This window comes from Caballeronia sp. LjRoot31 (genome assembly GCF_964253885.1).
GTDB lineage: Bacteria > Pseudomonadota > Gammaproteobacteria > Burkholderiales > Burkholderiaceae > Caballeronia.
This window is the reverse complement of the sequence record NZ_CAXURX020000003.1, coordinates 210710-228119: the sequence shown is the minus strand read 5'-3', so window position 1 is coordinate 228119 and position 17410 is coordinate 210710. Positions and strand designations below refer to the sequence as shown.

Genomic DNA, 17410 nt, shown 5'->3' with positions numbered 1-17410 from the left:
GCCGATGACATCGTCTGCTTTCACACTTACTCACGCTGACGCGCTGGTTCGTTTCCCCGAGCAACGCGTTGATACCGCGCAACGCACGATCGGTTATCGCGAGGCGGGTGACAAAGGTGACAAGCACCTGAGCGCCATGCCGATCGTGATGCTGCACGGTATTGGCTCGGGCGCGGCATCCTGGGTGCGCCAGTTGGAGACGCTGGGAAACGCACATCAGGTGTTTGCGTGGGACGCGCCGGGGTATGGAAAGTCGAGCCACGTTGAGCCTGCATCACCTGTGGCATCGGACTATGCAGACGCGTTGAGCGACTGGCTCGATGCACTCGGGATCGAGCGCTGCGTCCTCGTGGGCCATTCGCTCGGCTCACTCATCGCGGGTTCGTTCGCGGCCCGCGAGGCGGTGCGCGTAGCAGGACTATTGCTGTTGTCGCCGGCAGCGGGATACGGCGCGGCACCGGCGCACGTACGTGAAGAGAAGCGTGATGCGCGCCTTGCGATGCTCGCTGAACTCGGGCCGCAGGGCTTGGCTGAAAAGCGCAGCGCGAACATGGTGTCGGCCGGTGCGGACGATGAAGCGCGAGAGTGGGTGCGATGGAACATGGCGCGTATCAACCCGGCCGGCTACGCACAGGCGACGCATCTTCTCGCCAACGCGGATCTGGCGTCTGACCTGACGCACTACAACGGCCGCATAGCGGTCGCGGTTGGCGCCGAAGACACGATCACACCGCCCGCTGCCTGCGAACAGATCGCGAAAGCCGCCAACGTCGGCCTGCAAGTGATTCCGGGTGCGGGTCATGCGGGCTATATCGAAGCGCCGGTGCGCTACAGCGCCTTGATCGAGGCGTTCAGCGCGCAATGTATGGGAGCTACGCAATGACACTCGGGACCCTCGCCAGAACGGCTGACGACGCTGAGAAGGACGATGGCAATTACATCGTGCCGGGACTCGAACGCGGCTTGAAGATCCTGGCCGAATTCTCACCGCGCGAGCCGGTGCTCGGTGCGCCGGAATTATCGAAACGCCTGAAGATTCCGCGCACAACCGTATTCCGGCTGTTGCAGACGCTTGAATCGCTGGGCTTCCTCGAACGGGCGGACAAGGATCGCAACTACAGACTGGGCGTTGCAGTATTGCGGTTGGGTTTCGAGTATCTCAGCTCGCTGGAATTGACCGATCTTGGCTTGCCGATCATCGAAGCGTTGCGCACCTCGACCGGGCTCACGAGCCACATCCTGATTCGCGATGGCCGCGACGTCGTGTTCGTGGCGAAGGCCCAAAGCCAGGAGCCGATTTTCAGTTCGGTCAAGGTCAATGTCGGTACGCGGTTGCCTGCCCACGCGACCACGCACGGTCACGTGCTGATGGGAGATCTTTCCCTCGATGAACTGCGTGCGTTGTATCCCGAGCCCGTGCTCGATCGCTTTACGCGGCTCACGCCGGAAACGGTCGAGGCGCTGTACGACATGGTTCGCGCTGATGCCGAGCGCGGTTATGCGATCAGCCAGTCATCGTTTGAGCGCGGCATATCTGTTGTCACGGCGCCGGTGCGCAACGACACGGGCCGCATTGTCGCGGTAATCACGACCACGATTCCACGGCCGGAAATCGATGCAACGCTGCTGGACACCGGCCTGGTGGACAAGGTGCGTCATGCAGCGGCCGAGTTGTCTTCGCGCCTGAACTACCGGCCGGGTACGCAAAGCCAATATCTGAAATCGCTAGGACTGAAATCATGATCCAGATCGACCTCACCGGCCAGGTGGCCGTGATCACCGGCGGCTCGTCGGGCATCGGCCTGGCGACAGCGGAACTGTTCCTGCGCGCCGGGGCATCGGTGGCAATTTGCGGACGTCACGCCACGCGGCTCGAAGCTGCGAAAGCACAGTTGAGCAGTCAGTTCTCCGATGCTCAATTGCTCACTGTGCAATGCGACGTGCTCGATGCACAGGATGTCGAAGCATTTGCCACGAAGGTATCTGAACGTTTCGGCCGCGCCGACATGCTGCTGAACAATGCAGGTCAGGGCCGCGTGTCCACCTTCGCCGATACCACCGACGAAGCCTGGCGCGATGAACTCGACCTCAAGTATTTCAGCATCATTCGTCCGACTCGCGCGTTCCTGCCGATGCTGCGCGACGCACCGGCGCCGTCAATTGTCTGCGTGAATTCGCTGCTTGCGCTGCAACCCGAGCCGCATATGGTCGCGACATCGTCGGCACGCGCCGGGGTGTTGAGTCTCGTCAAGTCGCTCGCTACCGAACTCGCGCCTCAGCGCATTCGCGTCAATTCGATCCTGATCGGCATCGTGGAGTCGGGTCAATGGCGGCGTCGGCACGCGGCTCAGGCGCAGGACGGTCAGAGCTGGGAAGCATGGACGGCTGAACTGGCACGCAAGAAAAACATTCCGCTTGGCCGCTTCGGACGTCCCGAAGAAGCGGCGCAGGCACTCTTTTATCTGGCCACGAACCTGTCGTCCTATACGACGGGGAGCCATATCGATGTTTCCGGAGGGTTTGCACGTCATGTCTAACACCACTACCGTTGGCGAAGTGATCGCCGCTTTTCTCGAACAATGCGACGTTCGCACGGCCTTTGGCGTGATCTCGATCCACAACATGCCCATCCTCGATGCCATTGGTACGCGCGGCAAGATTCGCTACGTCGGCGCACGCGGCGAAGCCGGCGCGCTCAACATGGCCGATGGCCTCGCGCGTGTTTCCGGAGGCCTCGGCGTTGCGTTTACATCGACGGGAACGGCCGCCGGCAACGCAGCCGGTGCGATGGTCGAAGCACTGACGGCGGGCACCGCGCTCCTGCATATCACCGGCCAGATCGAGACGCAATTTCTCGATCAGGACCTGGCTTACATTCACGAAGCGCCGGACCAGCTTTCCATGCTGGCATCGATTTCCAAAGCGGCGTTTCGCGTGCGCTCGGTCGACACCGCGCTCGCCACCGTGCGTGAGGCCGTGCGCGTCGCGTTCACCGCGCCGAGCGGACCGGTGAGCGTCGAGATTCCCATCGATATCCAGGCGGCTGAAATCGAATGGCCGGCCGATCTCGCCGCCCCTCACGTGAGCACGCTCACGCATGACAGCGCGCGTGTCGAACAACTGGCCCAGGCGCTGATGCGCGCGAAGCGTCCGTTGCTGTGGCTTGGCGGCGGCACGCGGCACGCACGCCATGCTGTGGACCGGCTTGTTGCGCTGGGGTTTGGCGTGGTGACGAGCGTGCAGGGACGCGGCGTGGTCCCGGAAGATCACCCGGCCACGCTCGGCGCGTTCAATGTGCATCCGGCCGTGGAGAGCTTCTACAAAACCTGCGACGCCATGCTTGTGGTCGGTTCACGTCTGCGCGGCAATGAGACGCTCAAGTACAAGCTGGCGTTGCCGACACCGTTGTATCGGATCGATGCCGATGCGTGCTCTGACAACCGCGGCTATAAGAACGAACTGTTCGTGCATGGCGATTCGCTGTCCATCCTCGATGAACTCGCGACGCGCCTTGAAGGCCATTTGAAAATTGATCCGTCATTCGCCGGCGATCTGGCGGCCGCGCGCGAAACCGCGATAGCCGATGTGGCCAAGGGCCTGGGCCCGTACAAGCGTCTCGTGGAATCACTGCAACGCGTGATCGGCCGCGATTACAACTGGGTGCGCGACGTCACGATTTCCAACAGCACGTGGGGCAATCGCCTCCTGAAAGTCTTCGAGCCGCGCTCGGGCGTGCATGCGCTGGGCGGCGGCATCGGTCAGGGGATGCAGATGGCGATCGGCGCGGCGCTGGCTCACCCGGCTAAGAAAACTATATGTCTCGTCGGTGACGGCGGCTTGATGGTGAACGTCGGTGAACTCGTGACGGCCGTGCAGGAAGACGCGAACGTGATGATCGTGCTGATGAACGACCAGTGCTATGGCGTGATCCGCAACATCCAGGACGCGCAATACGGCGGCCGGCGCATGTTCGTAGATCTGCATCAACCCGATTTCGCACAGTTCTGTGCAAGCTTCGGCATGACCCACCACCGTATTACCTCGCTGGATCGGGCGGAAGAAATCATCCGTCAAGGCTATGAGAAAACCGGCCCCGTGATGATCGAGGTGGACATGGTGTCCGTGGGTTCGTTTGCGACGGCGTTCGCCGGTCCGCCGGTCAAGAAGGAAGAGCCGAAGGAGCCTGAATATGCGTGACGCCCATGGCCACACCGTACCCGTCGATGTCGCGATGATCGGTTTCGGCGCGATCGGCTCGGCGGTGTATCGCGCGATGGCGTCCGATCCGATCGTGCGCGTGTCGCATGTGATCGTGCCGTCGCGCCACGCGGCGGAAGTGCGCGCGCAAGTCGGCCGGGACGTCGACGTTGTGTCGTCCGTCGATGCGCTCAGCCGCCGTCCGCACTTCGCGCTGGAATGCGCGGGACATGGCGCGCTGCTCGATCACGTGGTGCCGCTGCTGAAAGCGGGGACGGACTGCGCGGTGGCATCGATTGGTGCGTTATCGGACGGGCTGCTGCTTGATGCATTGTCGAGCGCCGCCGATGAAGGCGAGGCCACGCTGACGCTGTTGTCCGGGGCTATCGGCGGCGTCGATGCGCTGGCTGCCGCCCGCGAAGGCGGCCTTGACGAAGTGCTGTACACGGGCCGCAAGCCCCCCTCGGGCTGGCTCGGCACGCCGGCGGAAGACTTGTTCGATCTGTTGAACATGACTGAAGAACGCGTGATTTTCGAAGGCAGTGCGCGTGATGCGGCGCGTCTCTATCCGAAGAACGCGAACGTTGCGGCGACCATCGCGCTGGCCGGTCTCGGTCTGGATCAGACCATCGTGCGGCTTATCGCGGACCCGCGCGTGGAACGCAACGTGCATCGAATCGTGGCGCGGGGCGCGTTTGGCGAGATGTCGCTGGAAATGTGCGGCAAGCCGCTTCCTGACAATCCCAAGACGTCCGCGCTGACGGCGTTCAGCGCGATCCGTGCCCTGCGCAACCGTGCAGCGCGCTGCGTAATTTGATTGACCCGAAGGACACTTTAATGAACTCTCCCGAATCCAGTCTTCTTGTATCGAGCGACATCCTGATCGGCGGCGAATGGCGCGCCGGTCGCGGCACGGCTTACACGAGCCTGTACCCGGCCGACCAGTCGATCAACGCCGAGATCAGCGCCGCCAACGCGGACGACGCCCGCGAGGCCGTCGAAGCGGCCGATGCGGCCTGGCGCAAGTCGAACTGGGCGGGGTTGAAACCGCATCAGCGCGCGGCCGTGCTGCATCGCATTGCTGACCTGATCACCGCGCGCCATGAAGCGCTCGCGCAACTGCAACGCCGCGACAACGGCAAGCCGATCACCGAGACGCGCGGACTGGTCACGAGCGCGGCCAACACGTTCCGCTATTTCGCCGCGTGCGTCGAGACGCTTGAAGAATCGCTCACGCCTTCGCGCGGTGACTTCATGACGATAAGCGTGCATGAACCGCTCGGCGTCGTGGCGGCAATCACGCCGTGGAATTCCCCCATCGCTTCCGATGCGCAAAAGCTCGCACCGGCGCTGGCCGCCGGCAACGCAGTCATTTTGAAGCCCGCTGAGGTGACGCCACTGGCTTCGCTGGCGCTTGCCCGCATCTGCGAAGAGGCCGGCGTGCCCAAGGGCGTGCTGAGCGTTCTGCCGGGCAAGGGATCGATTGTCGGCGACGCGCTGGTGCGCCATCCGCTGGTCAGGAAGATCGCGTTCACCGGCGGTACGGAAGTGGGGCGCGGGATCGCGCGGCTGGCGGCGGACAAGCTGATGCCAGTCTCTCTGGAACTGGGCGGCAAATCGCCGACCATCGTTTTCGCCGATGCCGATATCGACCACGCCGTGAATGGCGTGCTGTACGGCATCTTCAGTTCATCGGGCGAGTCGTGCATCGCGGGTTCGCGCCTGTTCGTGCAGCGCTCGATCTACGACACGTTCGTCACGCGCCTGGTGCAAGGCGCGAAACGCCTGCGCGTGGGCGACCCGTCGCGCGAGGATACGCAGATGGGGCCGCTCATCACGGGCCAGCATCGCGAGTCGGTCGAGCGCTACGTGGCGCTCGGACTGGAAGAGGGCGGCAAGCTGCTGTGCGGCGGAGAACGTCCCGCAGGCGAGAACCGCGAACAAGGCTTCTTCTACTCGCCCACGATCCTCGACGGCCTGACCAACGAGGCGCGCATCTGCCAGGAAGAAATCTTCGGGCCGGTCCTCGTCGTGCTGCCTTTCGACGACGAAGCGTCGCTCATGCGCGAAGCCAACGACAGCGTCTTCGGGCTCGCAGCCGGCATCTGGACGAACGACTACAAACGCGCATGGCGAGTGGGCCGCGCGCTGGAAACCGGCACCGTCTGGATCAACACATACAAGCAATTTTCGATTTCGACGCCATTCGGCGGCTGGAAGGACAGCGGCATGGGACGCGAAAAGGGCCACCTCGGTATTCGCGAATACATGCAGCAGAAGAGCCTTTACTGGGGCATGAACGACGCTCCGCTGCCGTGGGCCAACTAGGAAACGAGTCATGACTATTCTTGGCATTGAACAGGTCACCTACGGCGTGACCGACCTCGCAACGTGCAGGACATTTTTCAGCGACTGGGGCCTGAAAGAAGTCGCGCACGACGAAACCCACGCGCGTTTCGAAGCGCAGAACGGCTGCACGATCATGGTCGTCGATGCAAACGATCCAGCGCTCCCACCCGCTTTCGAACCGGGTCCGACGCTGCGCGAAGTGACATGGGGTGTCGCGAGCGTTGCGGAACTCGACGCTTTGCGCGGGAAGTTCGCGGGTCAACCGGGTCACTTCGAAACCAGCGATGCGGTGGGTTGCATCGACCCGAACGGCATGGCTATCCGCGTTGAAGTCACGCGCAAGCGCACGCTTGATATCAAGGGTTCGCCCTCGAATGTGTGGGGTCAGGATCTGCGCATCAATACGCCGAGCCCCGTGTATGAACGCGCGGAACCTATCGAAGTTGGTCACGTCGTGTTCTTCACGAATTGCGTAGCCGAACAGGAAAAGTTCTATCACGACCTGCTTGGCTTCGAGACGTCGGACCGCTATCCGGGGCGCGGCGCGTTCATGCGTTGCGCGCCGCACGGCGGACATCACGACCTGTTCCTGTTGCAACTCCCCGACGGCAAGCGTGGACTGAATCACGTCGCGTTCACCGTGCGCGATATCCATGAAGTCTTCGGCGGGGGCCTGCATATCAGCCGATGCGGCTGGACGACGCAACTCGGGCCCGGCAGGCATCCGGTGTCGTCCGCGTACTTCTGGTACTTCCAGAATCCCGCTGGCGGATTGATCGAGTACTACGCCGATGAAGACGTGCTCACGCCCGACTGGCAGCCGCGCGATTTCGAACCCGGTCCGACGGTGTTCGCGGAATGGGCGGTCGACGGCGGTCTCGACGGCAACACGCGCCGGCAAAAGAACGCGAAGGCACCAGAAGGGAAGTTCATGACGGAGCGTAAAAATGGCTGACGATCTGGCATTGAGCGAGCTGCATACGGTTGTGGTGATCGGCGGCGGGCAGGCGGCGGGATGGATCGTCAAGACGCTGCGCAAGGACGGTTTCACGGGGCGCCTCGTGATGATCGCCGACGAGATTCACTTGCCGTACGAGCGGCCGCCGCTCTCGAAAGCGGTGCTCTCCGGTGACGCCGATATCGACACGGTTCATCTGGTTTCATCCGATGACTTCGCGGCGCTGAACGTAGAAGCATGGCAGCCGGATCGCGCCGTGGCGATCGATCGCGAACGACGGATCGTGCGTACATCGCGGGGCCGCGAGGTACGGTACGACCGGTTGGTGATTGCGACCGGCGGTGCTGCGCGGCGCTTGCCGGAATCGCTTGTGAGGACATCGCACATCGCCTATCTGCGTACGCTCGACGACGCCGTGTCGCTTGGCGCGAGACTGCGAAAGAGTGCACGCGTGCTCGTGATCGGCGGCGGCTGGATCGGCCTCGAGGTGGCGGCGACGGCGCGCAAGCTGGGCGTGGAGGTGACCGTCATTGAAGGTGCGGCGCGTCTGTGCGGCCGTTCGTTGCCGCAAACGGTGTCGGATTTCCTGTTGGCGTTGCATCGCTCGAATGGTGTCGATGTAAGGCTCGATGCGTTGCTCGTCGCGCTGGACGATCACGAGCAAGGGGTGCGCGCCTCGTTCGCGGACGGCAGCACGCTCGATGCGGATTTCGCGGTCGCGGGGATTGGCCTGGCGCCTCATACGGTGCTTGCACAAGAGGTGGGGCTCGATGTGAACGACGGCATCGTGGTCGATGAATTCGGGGCAACATCCGACCCGCTCATCTTCGCTTGCGGCGATGTCTCGAACCATCCGAACGCGTGGCTCAAGCGTCGCGTGAGGCTTGAATCATGGGCTAACGCGCAAAATCAGGCGATAGCAACCGCACGCGCGCTGATGGGCACGCGCGAGCCCTATGCGGAAATTCCGTGGTTCTGGTCCGACCAATACGACGTGAACCTGCAGATCCTCGGCGACATTCCCGCTGGTATCGAACCGGTCATACGCGGCGACCTGAACGCGCGCCGCGCGAGTCTTTTCTTTCTGGAAGCGGGCGTTATCCGCGGCGTGATTTCAATCAACATGCCGCGCGACCTGAAGCTCGCGCGCAAGTGGATGAGCCAGGGCCGCGAGATCGACGTCGCGACCCTCGCCGATACGAGCAAGGCGCTCGCTTAACCCCATGGACGGCATACGAGGACGAGGTACAGACATGAGAACGTTTGGCAATACGTTAGGCAATACGATTGCAGCGCAGGGCGGGGCCGGTGCCCCGGGGGCGCTTACCGCCGGTTCGATCATCGCGCGGATCGAGCGTCTGCCGACCAACCCGATGCAGGTGCGCGCGCGCTTCCTGATCGGCGCGGCGACTTTCTTCGATGGCTTCGATGTCATCACCATCGCGACCACGCTGCCGCTGCTGATCCAGAAGTGGGGTCTTACGCCAGGACAGATCGGATTCCTGATTGCTTCGGGTTCGATCGGTCAGTTGATCGGGGCATTCCTCTTTCCGGCGCTGGCCGAACGTTTCGGTCGCGTGCGCTCGATTGCATGGAGTTCCGGGATCATCGGTGTCACGAGCATTGCCTGCGGATTCGCACCGACGTTTGCCGTTTTCGTCGCGCTGCGGATTGCGCAAGGGCTAGGGCTGGGCGGCGAATTGCCGGTCGCGGCAACCTATATCAACGAGATCACGCGGGCTCACGGCCGGGGACGTTTCGTTCTGCTGTATGAAATCGTGTTCCCGATAGGGTTGCTGGCATCGAATGCACTGGGTGCCTGGATCGTGCCGCGCTTTGGCTGGGAGGCAATGTATATCATTGGTGGCGTGCCTCTGCTCCTGTTCTTCGCGCTGCGCAAGATCGTGCCTGAATCGCCGCGCTGGCTGGCATCGAAAGATCGTATGCACGACGCCGACCACGCGCTCAAGGCGTTCGAAGCAACGGTCAAGGGGCCGTTGCCGCCGCTGTCGGCCACGACCGAGTTTGACGCGATGGCGCATCGTCATCCCAAGCGTCGGGCACGTGATGTCTTCGGGGCTGCTTATATCAAGCGTACGATCGCGGTCGCGTTGCTGTGGATGACCTGCGGCGTCATTCAGTATGGCCTGTCGACCTGGCTGCCGACGATCTACAAGACCGTCTATCACTCGCCCCTGCAACTGGCGTTGAATCTGGCCGTGGCGGCGTCGCTCCTTGGCGTGGTGGGGTCCGTGATCTGTGCGCTGATAGTGGATAAGGTGGGCCGCAAACCGGTCATCAACGTGTCGTTCGTGTTGTGCGCGGTTTCACTGGCGCTCGCCGGTGTGTTCCACAACGAATCGGTGTACGTGGTCGCGGCATGCTGCGCGTTTGCCATCGGGTTCATGTCGTGCGGATTCATCACGGCATACGTCTATACGCCCGAACTGTATCCGACCAGCATCCGTGCGTTCGGTTGCGGCGTAGCCGGCGCGTGGTTGAAGCTGGCGGCCATCTTCGCCCCCGCGATGGTTGGCAAGACGCTCGTCGGCGGTCATCTCGACACGGCTTTGTACCTGCTCGCGATCGTGCCGATGCTGGCCGCGGTAGCGGTTCATTTTCTGGGCGTCGAGACGAAAGGGCGAGTCCTCGAACAGCTTGAGGTATGAGCCCGTAGATGACGCAGTTTGCCGGTCCAGCGCATGAAGCCCATGCCCACGACCACGGTCAGCGCACCTCGCCGGTGGAGATCATGGAGAAAGGTCTTTCACGCGAAGCGCGGTGAGAATGCCCCTCAGGATATCGATGGGAGGCGGGGGGCAGCCCGGGATCGTGACGTCGATGGGAAGCAGAGTCGAGAGCGGTCCGCACACCGCGTAGCTTTCCCTGAAGATGCCGCCCGTGCATGCGCATTCGCCGACCGCGACGACCAGCTTGGGATGCGGCGTTGCTTCGTATGCCCGCCACACCGCTTCCTTCATGTTCAGCGTGAGCGGTCCGGTGACCAGCAGCATGTCGGCATGACGGGGACTGGCAACGAACTTGATTCCCAGGCCTTCGATGTTGTAGTACGGATTGCTAAGCGCATTGATCTCCAGTTCGCAGCCGTTGCAGGAGCCCGCGTCGATCTCGCGAATGCACAGCGCGCGGCCTAGCACGTCGAGGATTTCCTGCTGGATGCGATGGCCCTCGGTACGCCATGCGTCATCGCCCTCGGGCACGCGTTGAGTGGGCGCGTTGGTCCTGGCGATCTGTTTGAGAAGTTGCCACATTACAGGTCGTGTCCCGCGTAGTTCAGATTGAACGACTTGTTGATCAGCGGGAAATCAGGAACGATATTCCCGATGATCGCATGCTCCAGTGCCGGCCAGTTCTGCCACGACGGGTCATGGCAATGGCAGCGCGTAATGGTGCCGCCCGCGCCGGTTTCGAGTGCGACAAAAACATCGCCACGCCAGCCTTCGATCCAGCCCACCCCGCAGGATGGTGAACCGTCGTGTTCGATCCGTGTAACGATGTCGCCGTCCGGCAGATTGCTCAGGAGGGTCCGGATCAGCCGGATGGACTCGTAGATCTCGTTGAACCGGACAGCGACCCGGGCCGTCACATCACCCCGATCGTCGCTGACCATTTGCACCTGAACCTCACGGTATGGCGCGTACGGGTGATCAACTCGCACATCGATCTTCCGGCCGCTTGCACGCCCGACCAGCCCACATACATCGAAGTGCTGCGCTACCTTCGCAGAGAGAATGCCCGCACCCGCGAAACGATCCTGCAGTCCCGACTGGTCGTCGTAAATGGTTTGCATGACACGAACCTGCGCGTCAACCTGGTCGCACTGCGTCGACATCGCGGTGATGAAGCGCGGCTCGAGGTCCGTTGCAATACCTCCGGGCACGATTCGATCCATCAGGTAACGATGTCCAAAAGCCCGGTCGTTCATGCGCAGCCAGTCTTCCTTCAGGCGCGAAAACTGGGCGAGGCCGTACGCAAACCCGGCGTCGTTGCCAAGCGCTCCGAGATCGCCCAGATGGTTGGCGATGCGCTCACGCTCGAGCAACATCGCCCGCAGCCACAGCGCGCGCGAAGAAACGCGGACGTCGAGCGCTTGCTCCACGGCCATGCAAAACGCCCATGAGAAGGCGACCGTGGTGTCTCCAGCGATCCGTCCCGCCAGACGATGCCCGAGCAGCAGCGGCGTGCGCTCGAACAGCCGCTCGATGCCCCGGTGCGCATAGCCCAACCGTTCCTCAAGTCGCAGCACTTTTTCGCCGACGACCGAGAAGCGGAAGTGTCCCGGCTCGATCACGCCTGCGTGGATCGGCCCCACCGCAATCTCGTGGACGCCGTCTCCGGCGACCGGCACGAACGGATAGTCCGCTTCCCGCGACTCAAACCGTTCGGTACCGGAGGACAATTTTTGTAGCGGATAGTAGTCGGCCGGCCAGTTGCCATGGTTCAGCCACGGCCGGATATCGTCGGCGCCGATCGCCCGCAGCCCCAGCAGATCGTAGACAGCCCGTTGCATGCGTGCCGCGCACGGAAAGACGGCCGACAAATCCGGGTATCCGTCCCCGTCGCCTACGGGCAGTTGAAGCCACAGGACGCCGTCTTCCAGCGCGTAAGCGGCAGAGATCACGAATGCGCCCGCAGCCTGTTCGGCGCCCCACACGGAGATCAGCCGCCCGCCCGCCTCGCGTACCGTCCCGGCGGTGCGGGTCCACGTGCCGGCATCGATTCGCGCCAGAAAAGCCGAAGACTTGTCCGCCAATGCAGACAGGCGGACCTGATTCGGAAACTCGAATGCCTCGATGCGCATGTGTTACCCCGCGATCATGGCCGCCGCTTGCCTATACCACGTCGCAAGATACGGCGGAATGTAGAGCCCCAGCATCAGGGCGATGCCGAGATGGACGAACACCGGCAGCAATGCCGGCGAGTGTTCAAGCGTCTTGGCCGTAGTTTCCCCGAACACCATGCCCTGCACGCGCACGAAGATGGCCGCGAACGCCACGGCAAGCGCGAGCAGCAGGAAGGGCGTGGCCCATGGCAGCGTGCTCATCGCGGTGGTCAGGATCAGGAACTCGCTCGCGAACACGCCGAATGGCGGCATGCCCAAAATGGCGAGCGCGCCCAGCATCATGCCCCACCCGACGGTTGGGCTCACGCGCAACAATCCCCGGATGTCGTCGATCGTCTGCGTACCGGCCTTTTGAACCGCGTGTCCGACGGTGAAGAAAATGGCCGATTTGACAAGCGAATGAACCGTCATGTGCAGCAGACCCGCAAAGGTCGCGATGGGACCACCCAGCCCGAAAGCGAACGTCATCAGGCCCATGTGTTCGATCGATGAATACGAAAAGAGCCGCTTGACGTCCTTCTGCCGGAACATGGAAAAGGTCGCGACGAGCACCGAGACCAGCCCGAAGCCGATCAGCAGGCGCCCGGGCAAGCCGTTCTGAAGTGCGCCATCCGCGAGCACCTTGCAGCGCAACACCGCATAGAGCGCGACGTTGAGCAGCAAACCAGACAGCACGGCGGAAATGGGCGTCGGGCCTTCGGCATGCGCATCGGGCAGCCAGTTGTGCATGGGCACCAGGCCGACCTTCGTGCCGTAGCCGATCAGCAGGAACACGAACGCGAGTGACATGATGGTCGGATCGAGGCTTCCCTTGACCGCGTTCAGACTGGTCCAGAGCAGCGCATCGTTGCCGCCGAGTTGCCGGCTCGCGGCAAGGTAGAGAAGAATCGTGCCGAACAGCGCCTGCGCAATGCCGACGCCGCACAGGATGAAGTATTTCCACGCGGCTTCGAGGCTTGCTGCAGTCCGGTACACGCTGACCAGCAGCACGGTCGCGAGCGTGGCGGCTTCCATGGCGACCCAGAGTATCCCCATGTTGTTGGTGAGCAGCGCGAGCAGCATCGCGAAGATGAACAGTTGGTACATGCTGTGATAGAGCCGCATGCGCCCACCGGTCATCTTGCCGCGGTCACGCTCGATCCGCATGTATGGCCTCGAAAAAATCGAGGTGGTCCAGCCAACGAAGGCCGTGAGCGTGACCAGGAACACATTGAGCGGATCGACGAAGAAGAGCTTGCCTAGCGCGAAAGCCGGCCCGTGCGCCACGGTTTGCACGGCGAGCAGCATGGCGGCCGTGAATGTCAGGAAACTGAACCCGACGTTGAGGTTCGGCGCGAAATGGTGCTGTCCGCCAAGCGCGAGACATCCGCCTGCAACCAGCGGGATGCCGAGAACCAGCAGCAGGACGTAGGCATCAGTCATCTTTGAGTTTTTCGAGGTGATGAATGTCGAGGCTGTCGAACTGCTCGCGAATCTGGAACATGAATACGCCGAGGATCAGGATGCCCACCAGCACGTCTAACCCGATACCGAGTTCGACGATCATCGGCATGCCGTTGGTGGCAGCCGCGGCGGCAAAGAACAGGCCGTTTTCCATCGACAGGAAACCGATCACCTGAGGGATCGCCCTTGCGCGCGTAATCATCATCATGAACGACAACAACACGCAGGCGAGTGCAATGCCAAGTGTGCCGCGCGCAACCGACGAGGCAAGCTGACTGATGGGCGACGCCACGTTGAATGCGATGATGACGAGCACAATGCCTATCAGCAGGGTGGCGGGAATATTGAGGAGCGGCTCGACGTCCGTCTTCACGTTCAGACGCCGCACCAGCCTGTAAAGTATCGAGGGAATCACGCCCACCTTGAGCAACAGGGTCAGCGCAGCGGAGATATAGAGGTGCGTATCGGCCGTGATGAACCCCAATATCAGGTTGGCTGAAACAAGCGTCAGGCCCTGCAGCGTATAGAGGTGAATCAACGACTGCATCCGGCGCTGGCTGAGCATCGCAAACGACAGCAGCAACAGGATGGCGGCCAGGAAGTTGATGATCTGCGTGGCGAAGCCGTGCATTCATGCCCCCAGCAGAAAGTGAACGAGCATCCCGATCACCGCCAGGAGGAAAGCCGTCGTGAGAAATTCCGGCACGCGGAAAATGCGCATCTTCGCATTGCTCGCCTCGATCACCGCGAGCACGATGCCGCCAACAAACAGCTTGATGAAAAGCACCGGTATTGCAAGAAGCAGGGCGAGCGGATTGCCCGCTTCGGCAATCCCCCACGGGATGAACAAGGCCAGGCCAATGCAGGAATACGCGAATAACTTGAGGCTCGCGGCCCATTCCAGCAGCGCGAGGTGCCTGCCCGAGTACTCAAGAATCAGCGCCTCGTGGATCATCGTCAGTTCAAGATGCGTGGTCGGGTTATCGACTGGAAGCCGGGCGTTTTCGGCAAGCGACACCATCGTGAATGCGATCCCCGCGAACGCGAGGCTCGGATAGATCGCCAACTCGCGGTGACTGAGCGTTGCCACGATGCTGGTCAGCAAGGTGGACTGCGTGAGCAAGGACGCCGAAAACAACACCATCAACAATGCCGGCTCCGCGAGGAACCCGACCAGCATCTCGCGGCGCGCGCCGAGCGTGCCGAACGCGGTGCCGACGTCCATCGCAGCCAGCGAGATCCAGACCCGCGCCAGTGCGAAAAGGCCCACCAGGGCGATGGCATCGGCGGCCGGCGACAGCGGCAGGTCCGTTGAAAGCGTCGGCACGATCGCGCATGCGAGCGTCATGCACGCCCAGACAATATAGGGCGCGCCGCGGAACACGGGACTTGCGTGCTCCGCCACGACGGACTCCTTGTTGAACAGCTTGTGCAGCATCCGGTAGGGTTGCCAGATGCTCGGCGCCCGCCGGTTCTGCAACCGTGCGCGACACATGTTGACCCAACCCGTCAGCAAGGGCGCGGCCGCGAGTGCAAGCACGATCTCGAGTCCCTGCGAGAGCAGTCCGGAGGGCGTGATCATCGTCTCACCAGGATCAGCAGGACAATCAGCACGAGGAAGCTATGCATCAGATAGACCGCGATGCGGCCCGCCTGCAGCAACCCGGCGAGTGCAGCAACGCGCTTGACCAACCGCGCCACAGGCTCATAGATCAGGGTCCACGTGCGATCTGTCACGGTGACGCTATACACGGGGTGCGTGTCGAACGGCGAAGGGAGTTGCCGATCGATCTTGAACAACGGCGTGAAGATCTCGCGGATCGGCTGTCCGAACCCTTCGGCCGTGTCCTGCATGCGTGCGTTCACGAACGGGTAGCCGCACGCCCAGGGTATGGCCCGACGCAGGCGCCCGTGGTAGAGACGGCGGACCAGCAGCCACGCGAGCCCGCAACAGGCGAAGAAGAACAGCAAAAACACCACCGGCATGTAACTGGCCCGGTCTACGCCAGTGGGCGCCAGCAGCAGCCAGCCATTTTTCGCGACAGTTTGTCCGATGCCGGCACCGACCAGCATCTGCGTGACGCGATCCAGAACGATCACGAACTGTACCGGCAGCAGACCTAGCAGCATGCATATTGCCGCGAGCCACACGAAGCCCACCCGCTCCCACGGGCTCGCATCCCGTGCGTCGCTCAGCTTCGCCTCGCGGGGCTGACCGAGAAAGATGATGCCGAAGAACTTGACCATCGTATAACCCGCAAGCGCGGCCACCAGCGCGATTAGCGCGGCAACGAGCGGCACTACCATGTTCAGGAACGAGTTCGGCAAGCCTGGGGTAAACAGAAAGCTTTGCAGCAGCAACCATTCGGAGACGAAGCCGCTCAATGGCGGCAGGCCCGCACTGGCAAACACACCCACGAGGACCACCCACGCGGTCCACGGCATGAACCGGATCAGGCCGCCCAGGTGTCCGAGATTGCGTTCGCCCGTTGCGTGGAGCACTGAACCGGTCCCGAGGAACAACAGGCTCTTGAACGTCGCGTGACTGGCGATCTGATACAGCAGCGCCGTCAACGACAGGGCTGCCAGCGCGTTCATGCCATACGCGCGAAACAGGATCGCGAGTCCCATGCTGACGAACATCAGACCGATGTTGTCGATGGACGAGTAGGCGAGCAGCCGCTTCATGTCCGTCTGGACGGTGCTGAACACCACTCCGAACAAGGCGGTGAAGAGGCCGAGCGCCAGCATGAACGCACCCCACCACCACAGTTGGACGTGCAGCAGATCGAACACTGTGCGAAGCAGGCCGTAGAGGCCGGCCTTCAGCACGAAGCCGCTCATGAGGGCAGACACGGGCGACGGCGCTGCGGGATGCGCCTCGGGCAACCAGACATGGAGCGGAAAAATCCCCGCCTTCGCGCCGAAGCCGAACAGTGCCAGCAGGAACGCGACGGAAGCCCAGAACACATCCAGATGCTGGAGCCGCATGTTGGCGAACGTATAGTCGCCCGTGTTTGCCTGCAGCAGCCCGAAGCACAACAGCAATGCCAGCGCGCCGACGTGCGAAATCAGGAAGTACAGGTAGGCTGCCCGGCGAATCTCGGCTATGCGGTGATTGGTCATCACCAGGAAGGTGGCCGACAGCGTCAATGTCTCCCACGCAACCATGAAGCAATACGCATCGTCGGCCAGCAGCACGACCGCCAGACTCGCGAGGCACACGTGATACTCAAAACACAGCAACCCGGGCGGAGTGCCCTCGCCCTTGCGGAAATAGCCGGCGGAGAACGCGCTCACGCCTGTGCTCACCACGCCTAGTACGGCCACGAAATACGACGACAGACCGTCAAGCCTTAAATGAAATGGCAGGTTCGGCAACCCGAGCGGCAGGATGGCTTCCTGGGGACCCGCGAAAACGCCAGCCACGCCCAGTACGCACAGCAGCAGGCCGAACACCGCACCGACAGGAAACAGGCCGTGCGCCACCACACGTGTGCGGCGCAGATTGGCCAGCCCCAGCACCCCAACGACCAGCCAGCCCGCGACTACCAGCAGCACATAATGGATGATCAGCAAGTGTTCCATTGGCGTTCTCT

General features: G+C 62.5%; 15 protein-coding genes. 9 read left to right on the top strand and 6 right to left on the bottom strand.

From position 1 onward, the window contains the following. The first annotated feature begins 4 nt into the window (after positions 1-4). The 9 genes from ACSQ8V_RS29795 to ACSQ8V_RS29755 are packed head-to-tail and all read left to right on the top strand — an operon-like array spanning position 5 to position 10173. Positions 5-883 (top strand): alpha/beta fold hydrolase, encoded by an 879-nt coding sequence (locus ACSQ8V_RS29795; RefSeq protein ID WP_436208167.1) that lies wholly within the window; start codon positions 5-7, stop codon positions 881-883. Then, positions 880-1743 (top strand): IclR family transcriptional regulator, encoded by an 864-nt coding sequence (locus ACSQ8V_RS29790; RefSeq protein WP_436185360.1) that lies wholly within the window; start codon positions 880-882, stop codon positions 1741-1743. Before ACSQ8V_RS29795 ends, ACSQ8V_RS29790 begins: the two co-directional genes overlap by 4 nt. Beyond that, positions 1740-2537, top strand: a complete 798-nt coding sequence (locus ACSQ8V_RS29785; RefSeq protein WP_436208166.1) for an SDR family oxidoreductase — start codon at positions 1740-1742, stop codon at positions 2535-2537. Before ACSQ8V_RS29790 ends, ACSQ8V_RS29785 begins: the two co-directional genes overlap by 4 nt. Further along, positions 2530-4197, top strand: a complete 1668-nt coding sequence (locus ACSQ8V_RS29780) for a thiamine pyrophosphate-binding protein (RefSeq protein WP_436208165.1) — start codon at positions 2530-2532, stop codon at positions 4195-4197. The genes ACSQ8V_RS29785 and ACSQ8V_RS29780 overlap by 8 nt, the downstream gene beginning before the upstream one ends. Further along, on the top strand, positions 4190-5014 hold the full coding sequence (locus ACSQ8V_RS29775) for an aspartate dehydrogenase (protein ID WP_436208164.1): 825 nt from the start codon (positions 4190-4192) through the stop codon (positions 5012-5014). The genes ACSQ8V_RS29780 and ACSQ8V_RS29775 overlap by 8 nt, the downstream gene beginning before the upstream one ends. 20 nt (positions 5015-5034) lie before the next feature. After that, the gene (locus tag ACSQ8V_RS29770; protein WP_436208163.1) at positions 5035-6525 is read left to right on the top strand and encodes an aldehyde dehydrogenase; all 1491 of its coding nucleotides are present in this window, start codon (positions 5035-5037) and stop codon (positions 6523-6525) included. Between the two features lie 10 nt (positions 6526-6535). Continuing rightward, entirely contained in the window at positions 6536-7501 is a 966-nt protein-coding gene (locus tag ACSQ8V_RS29765) for a VOC family protein (RefSeq protein ID WP_436208162.1), read from the top strand. Continuing rightward, on the top strand, positions 7494-8723 hold the full coding sequence (locus ACSQ8V_RS29760; RefSeq protein ID WP_436208161.1) for an NAD(P)/FAD-dependent oxidoreductase: 1230 nt from the start codon (positions 7494-7496) through the stop codon (positions 8721-8723). Before ACSQ8V_RS29765 ends, ACSQ8V_RS29760 begins: the two co-directional genes overlap by 8 nt. Before the next feature lie 34 nt (positions 8724-8757). Next, on the top strand, positions 8758-10173 hold the full coding sequence (locus ACSQ8V_RS29755; RefSeq protein ID WP_436208160.1) for an MFS transporter: 1416 nt from the start codon (positions 8758-8760) through the stop codon (positions 10171-10173). Between the two features lie 81 nt (positions 10174-10254). Here ACSQ8V_RS29755 and ACSQ8V_RS29750 read toward each other — a convergent pair whose 3' ends face one another. The 6 genes from ACSQ8V_RS29750 to hyfB are packed head-to-tail and all read right to left on the bottom strand — an operon-like array spanning position 10255 to position 17399. Further along, positions 10255-10776: an NADH-quinone oxidoreductase subunit B family protein gene (locus tag ACSQ8V_RS29750; RefSeq protein WP_436208159.1), complete on the bottom strand. Its 522-nt coding sequence runs from the start codon at positions 10774-10776 to the stop codon at positions 10255-10257. Next, positions 10776-12326: an NADH-quinone oxidoreductase subunit C gene (locus ACSQ8V_RS29745; protein ID WP_436208158.1), complete on the bottom strand. Its 1551-nt coding sequence runs from the start codon at positions 12324-12326 to the stop codon at positions 10776-10778. The genes ACSQ8V_RS29750 and ACSQ8V_RS29745 overlap by 1 nt, the downstream gene beginning before the upstream one ends. A 3-nt stretch (positions 12327-12329) precedes the next feature. Further along, positions 12330-13790: a hydrogenase 4 subunit F gene (locus ACSQ8V_RS29740; RefSeq protein WP_436208157.1), complete on the bottom strand. Its 1461-nt coding sequence runs from the start codon at positions 13788-13790 to the stop codon at positions 12330-12332. Continuing rightward, positions 13783-14442 carry a formate hydrogenlyase gene (locus tag ACSQ8V_RS29735; protein WP_213764928.1) on the bottom strand — a complete coding sequence of 220 codons (660 nt, stop codon included), beginning with the start codon at positions 14440-14442 and terminating at the stop codon, positions 13783-13785. The genes ACSQ8V_RS29740 and ACSQ8V_RS29735 overlap by 8 nt, the downstream gene beginning before the upstream one ends. Next, positions 14443-15393, bottom strand: a complete 951-nt coding sequence (locus ACSQ8V_RS29730) for a respiratory chain complex I subunit 1 family protein (protein ID WP_213764929.1) — start codon at positions 15391-15393, stop codon at positions 14443-14445. It lies immediately after the preceding gene. Beyond that, entirely contained in the window at positions 15390-17399 is a 2010-nt protein-coding gene (gene hyfB / locus ACSQ8V_RS29725; protein WP_213764930.1) for a hydrogenase 4 subunit B, read from the bottom strand. The genes ACSQ8V_RS29730 and hyfB overlap by 4 nt, the downstream gene beginning before the upstream one ends. Positions 17400-17410 lie beyond the last annotated feature (11 nt).

Excerpts from the sequence above, each read along its gene's own strand:
- ACSQ8V_RS29760 (WP_436208161.1), top strand. The coding sequence starts at position 7,494 with ATGGCTGACGATCTGGCATTGAGCGAGCTGCATACGGTTGTGGTGATC.
- ACSQ8V_RS29730 (WP_213764929.1), bottom strand. The coding sequence starts at position 15,393 with ATGATCACGCCCTCCGGACTGCTCTCGCAGGGACTCGAGATCGTGCTT.
- ACSQ8V_RS29735 (WP_213764928.1), bottom strand. The coding sequence starts at position 14,442 with ATGCACGGCTTCGCCACGCAGATCATCAACTTCCTGGCCGCCATCCTG.
- ACSQ8V_RS29765 (WP_436208162.1), top strand. The coding sequence starts at position 6,536 with ATGACTATTCTTGGCATTGAACAGGTCACCTACGGCGTGACCGACCTC.
- ACSQ8V_RS29785 (WP_436208166.1), top strand. The coding sequence starts at position 1,740 with ATGATCCAGATCGACCTCACCGGCCAGGTGGCCGTGATCACCGGCGGC.
- ACSQ8V_RS29740 (WP_436208157.1), bottom strand. The coding sequence starts at position 13,790 with ATGACTGATGCCTACGTCCTGCTGCTGGTTCTCGGCATCCCGCTGGTT.
- ACSQ8V_RS29770 (WP_436208163.1), top strand. The coding sequence starts at position 5,035 with ATGAACTCTCCCGAATCCAGTCTTCTTGTATCGAGCGACATCCTGATC.
- ACSQ8V_RS29775 (WP_436208164.1), top strand. The coding sequence starts at position 4,190 with ATGCGTGACGCCCATGGCCACACCGTACCCGTCGATGTCGCGATGATC.
- ACSQ8V_RS29755 (WP_436208160.1), top strand. The coding sequence starts at position 8,758 with ATGAGAACGTTTGGCAATACGTTAGGCAATACGATTGCAGCGCAGGGC.
- ACSQ8V_RS29750 (WP_436208159.1), bottom strand. The coding sequence starts at position 10,776 with ATGTGGCAACTTCTCAAACAGATCGCCAGGACCAACGCGCCCACTCAA.
- ACSQ8V_RS29780 (WP_436208165.1), top strand. The coding sequence starts at position 2,530 with ATGTCTAACACCACTACCGTTGGCGAAGTGATCGCCGCTTTTCTCGAA.
- ACSQ8V_RS29795 (WP_436208167.1), top strand. The coding sequence starts at position 5 with ATGACATCGTCTGCTTTCACACTTACTCACGCTGACGCGCTGGTTCGT.
- ACSQ8V_RS29745 (WP_436208158.1), bottom strand. The coding sequence starts at position 12,326 with ATGCGCATCGAGGCATTCGAGTTTCCGAATCAGGTCCGCCTGTCTGCA.
- hyfB (WP_213764930.1), bottom strand. The coding sequence starts at position 17,399 with ATGGAACACTTGCTGATCATCCATTATGTGCTGCTGGTAGTCGCGGGC.
- ACSQ8V_RS29790 (WP_436185360.1), top strand. The coding sequence starts at position 880 with ATGACACTCGGGACCCTCGCCAGAACGGCTGACGACGCTGAGAAGGAC.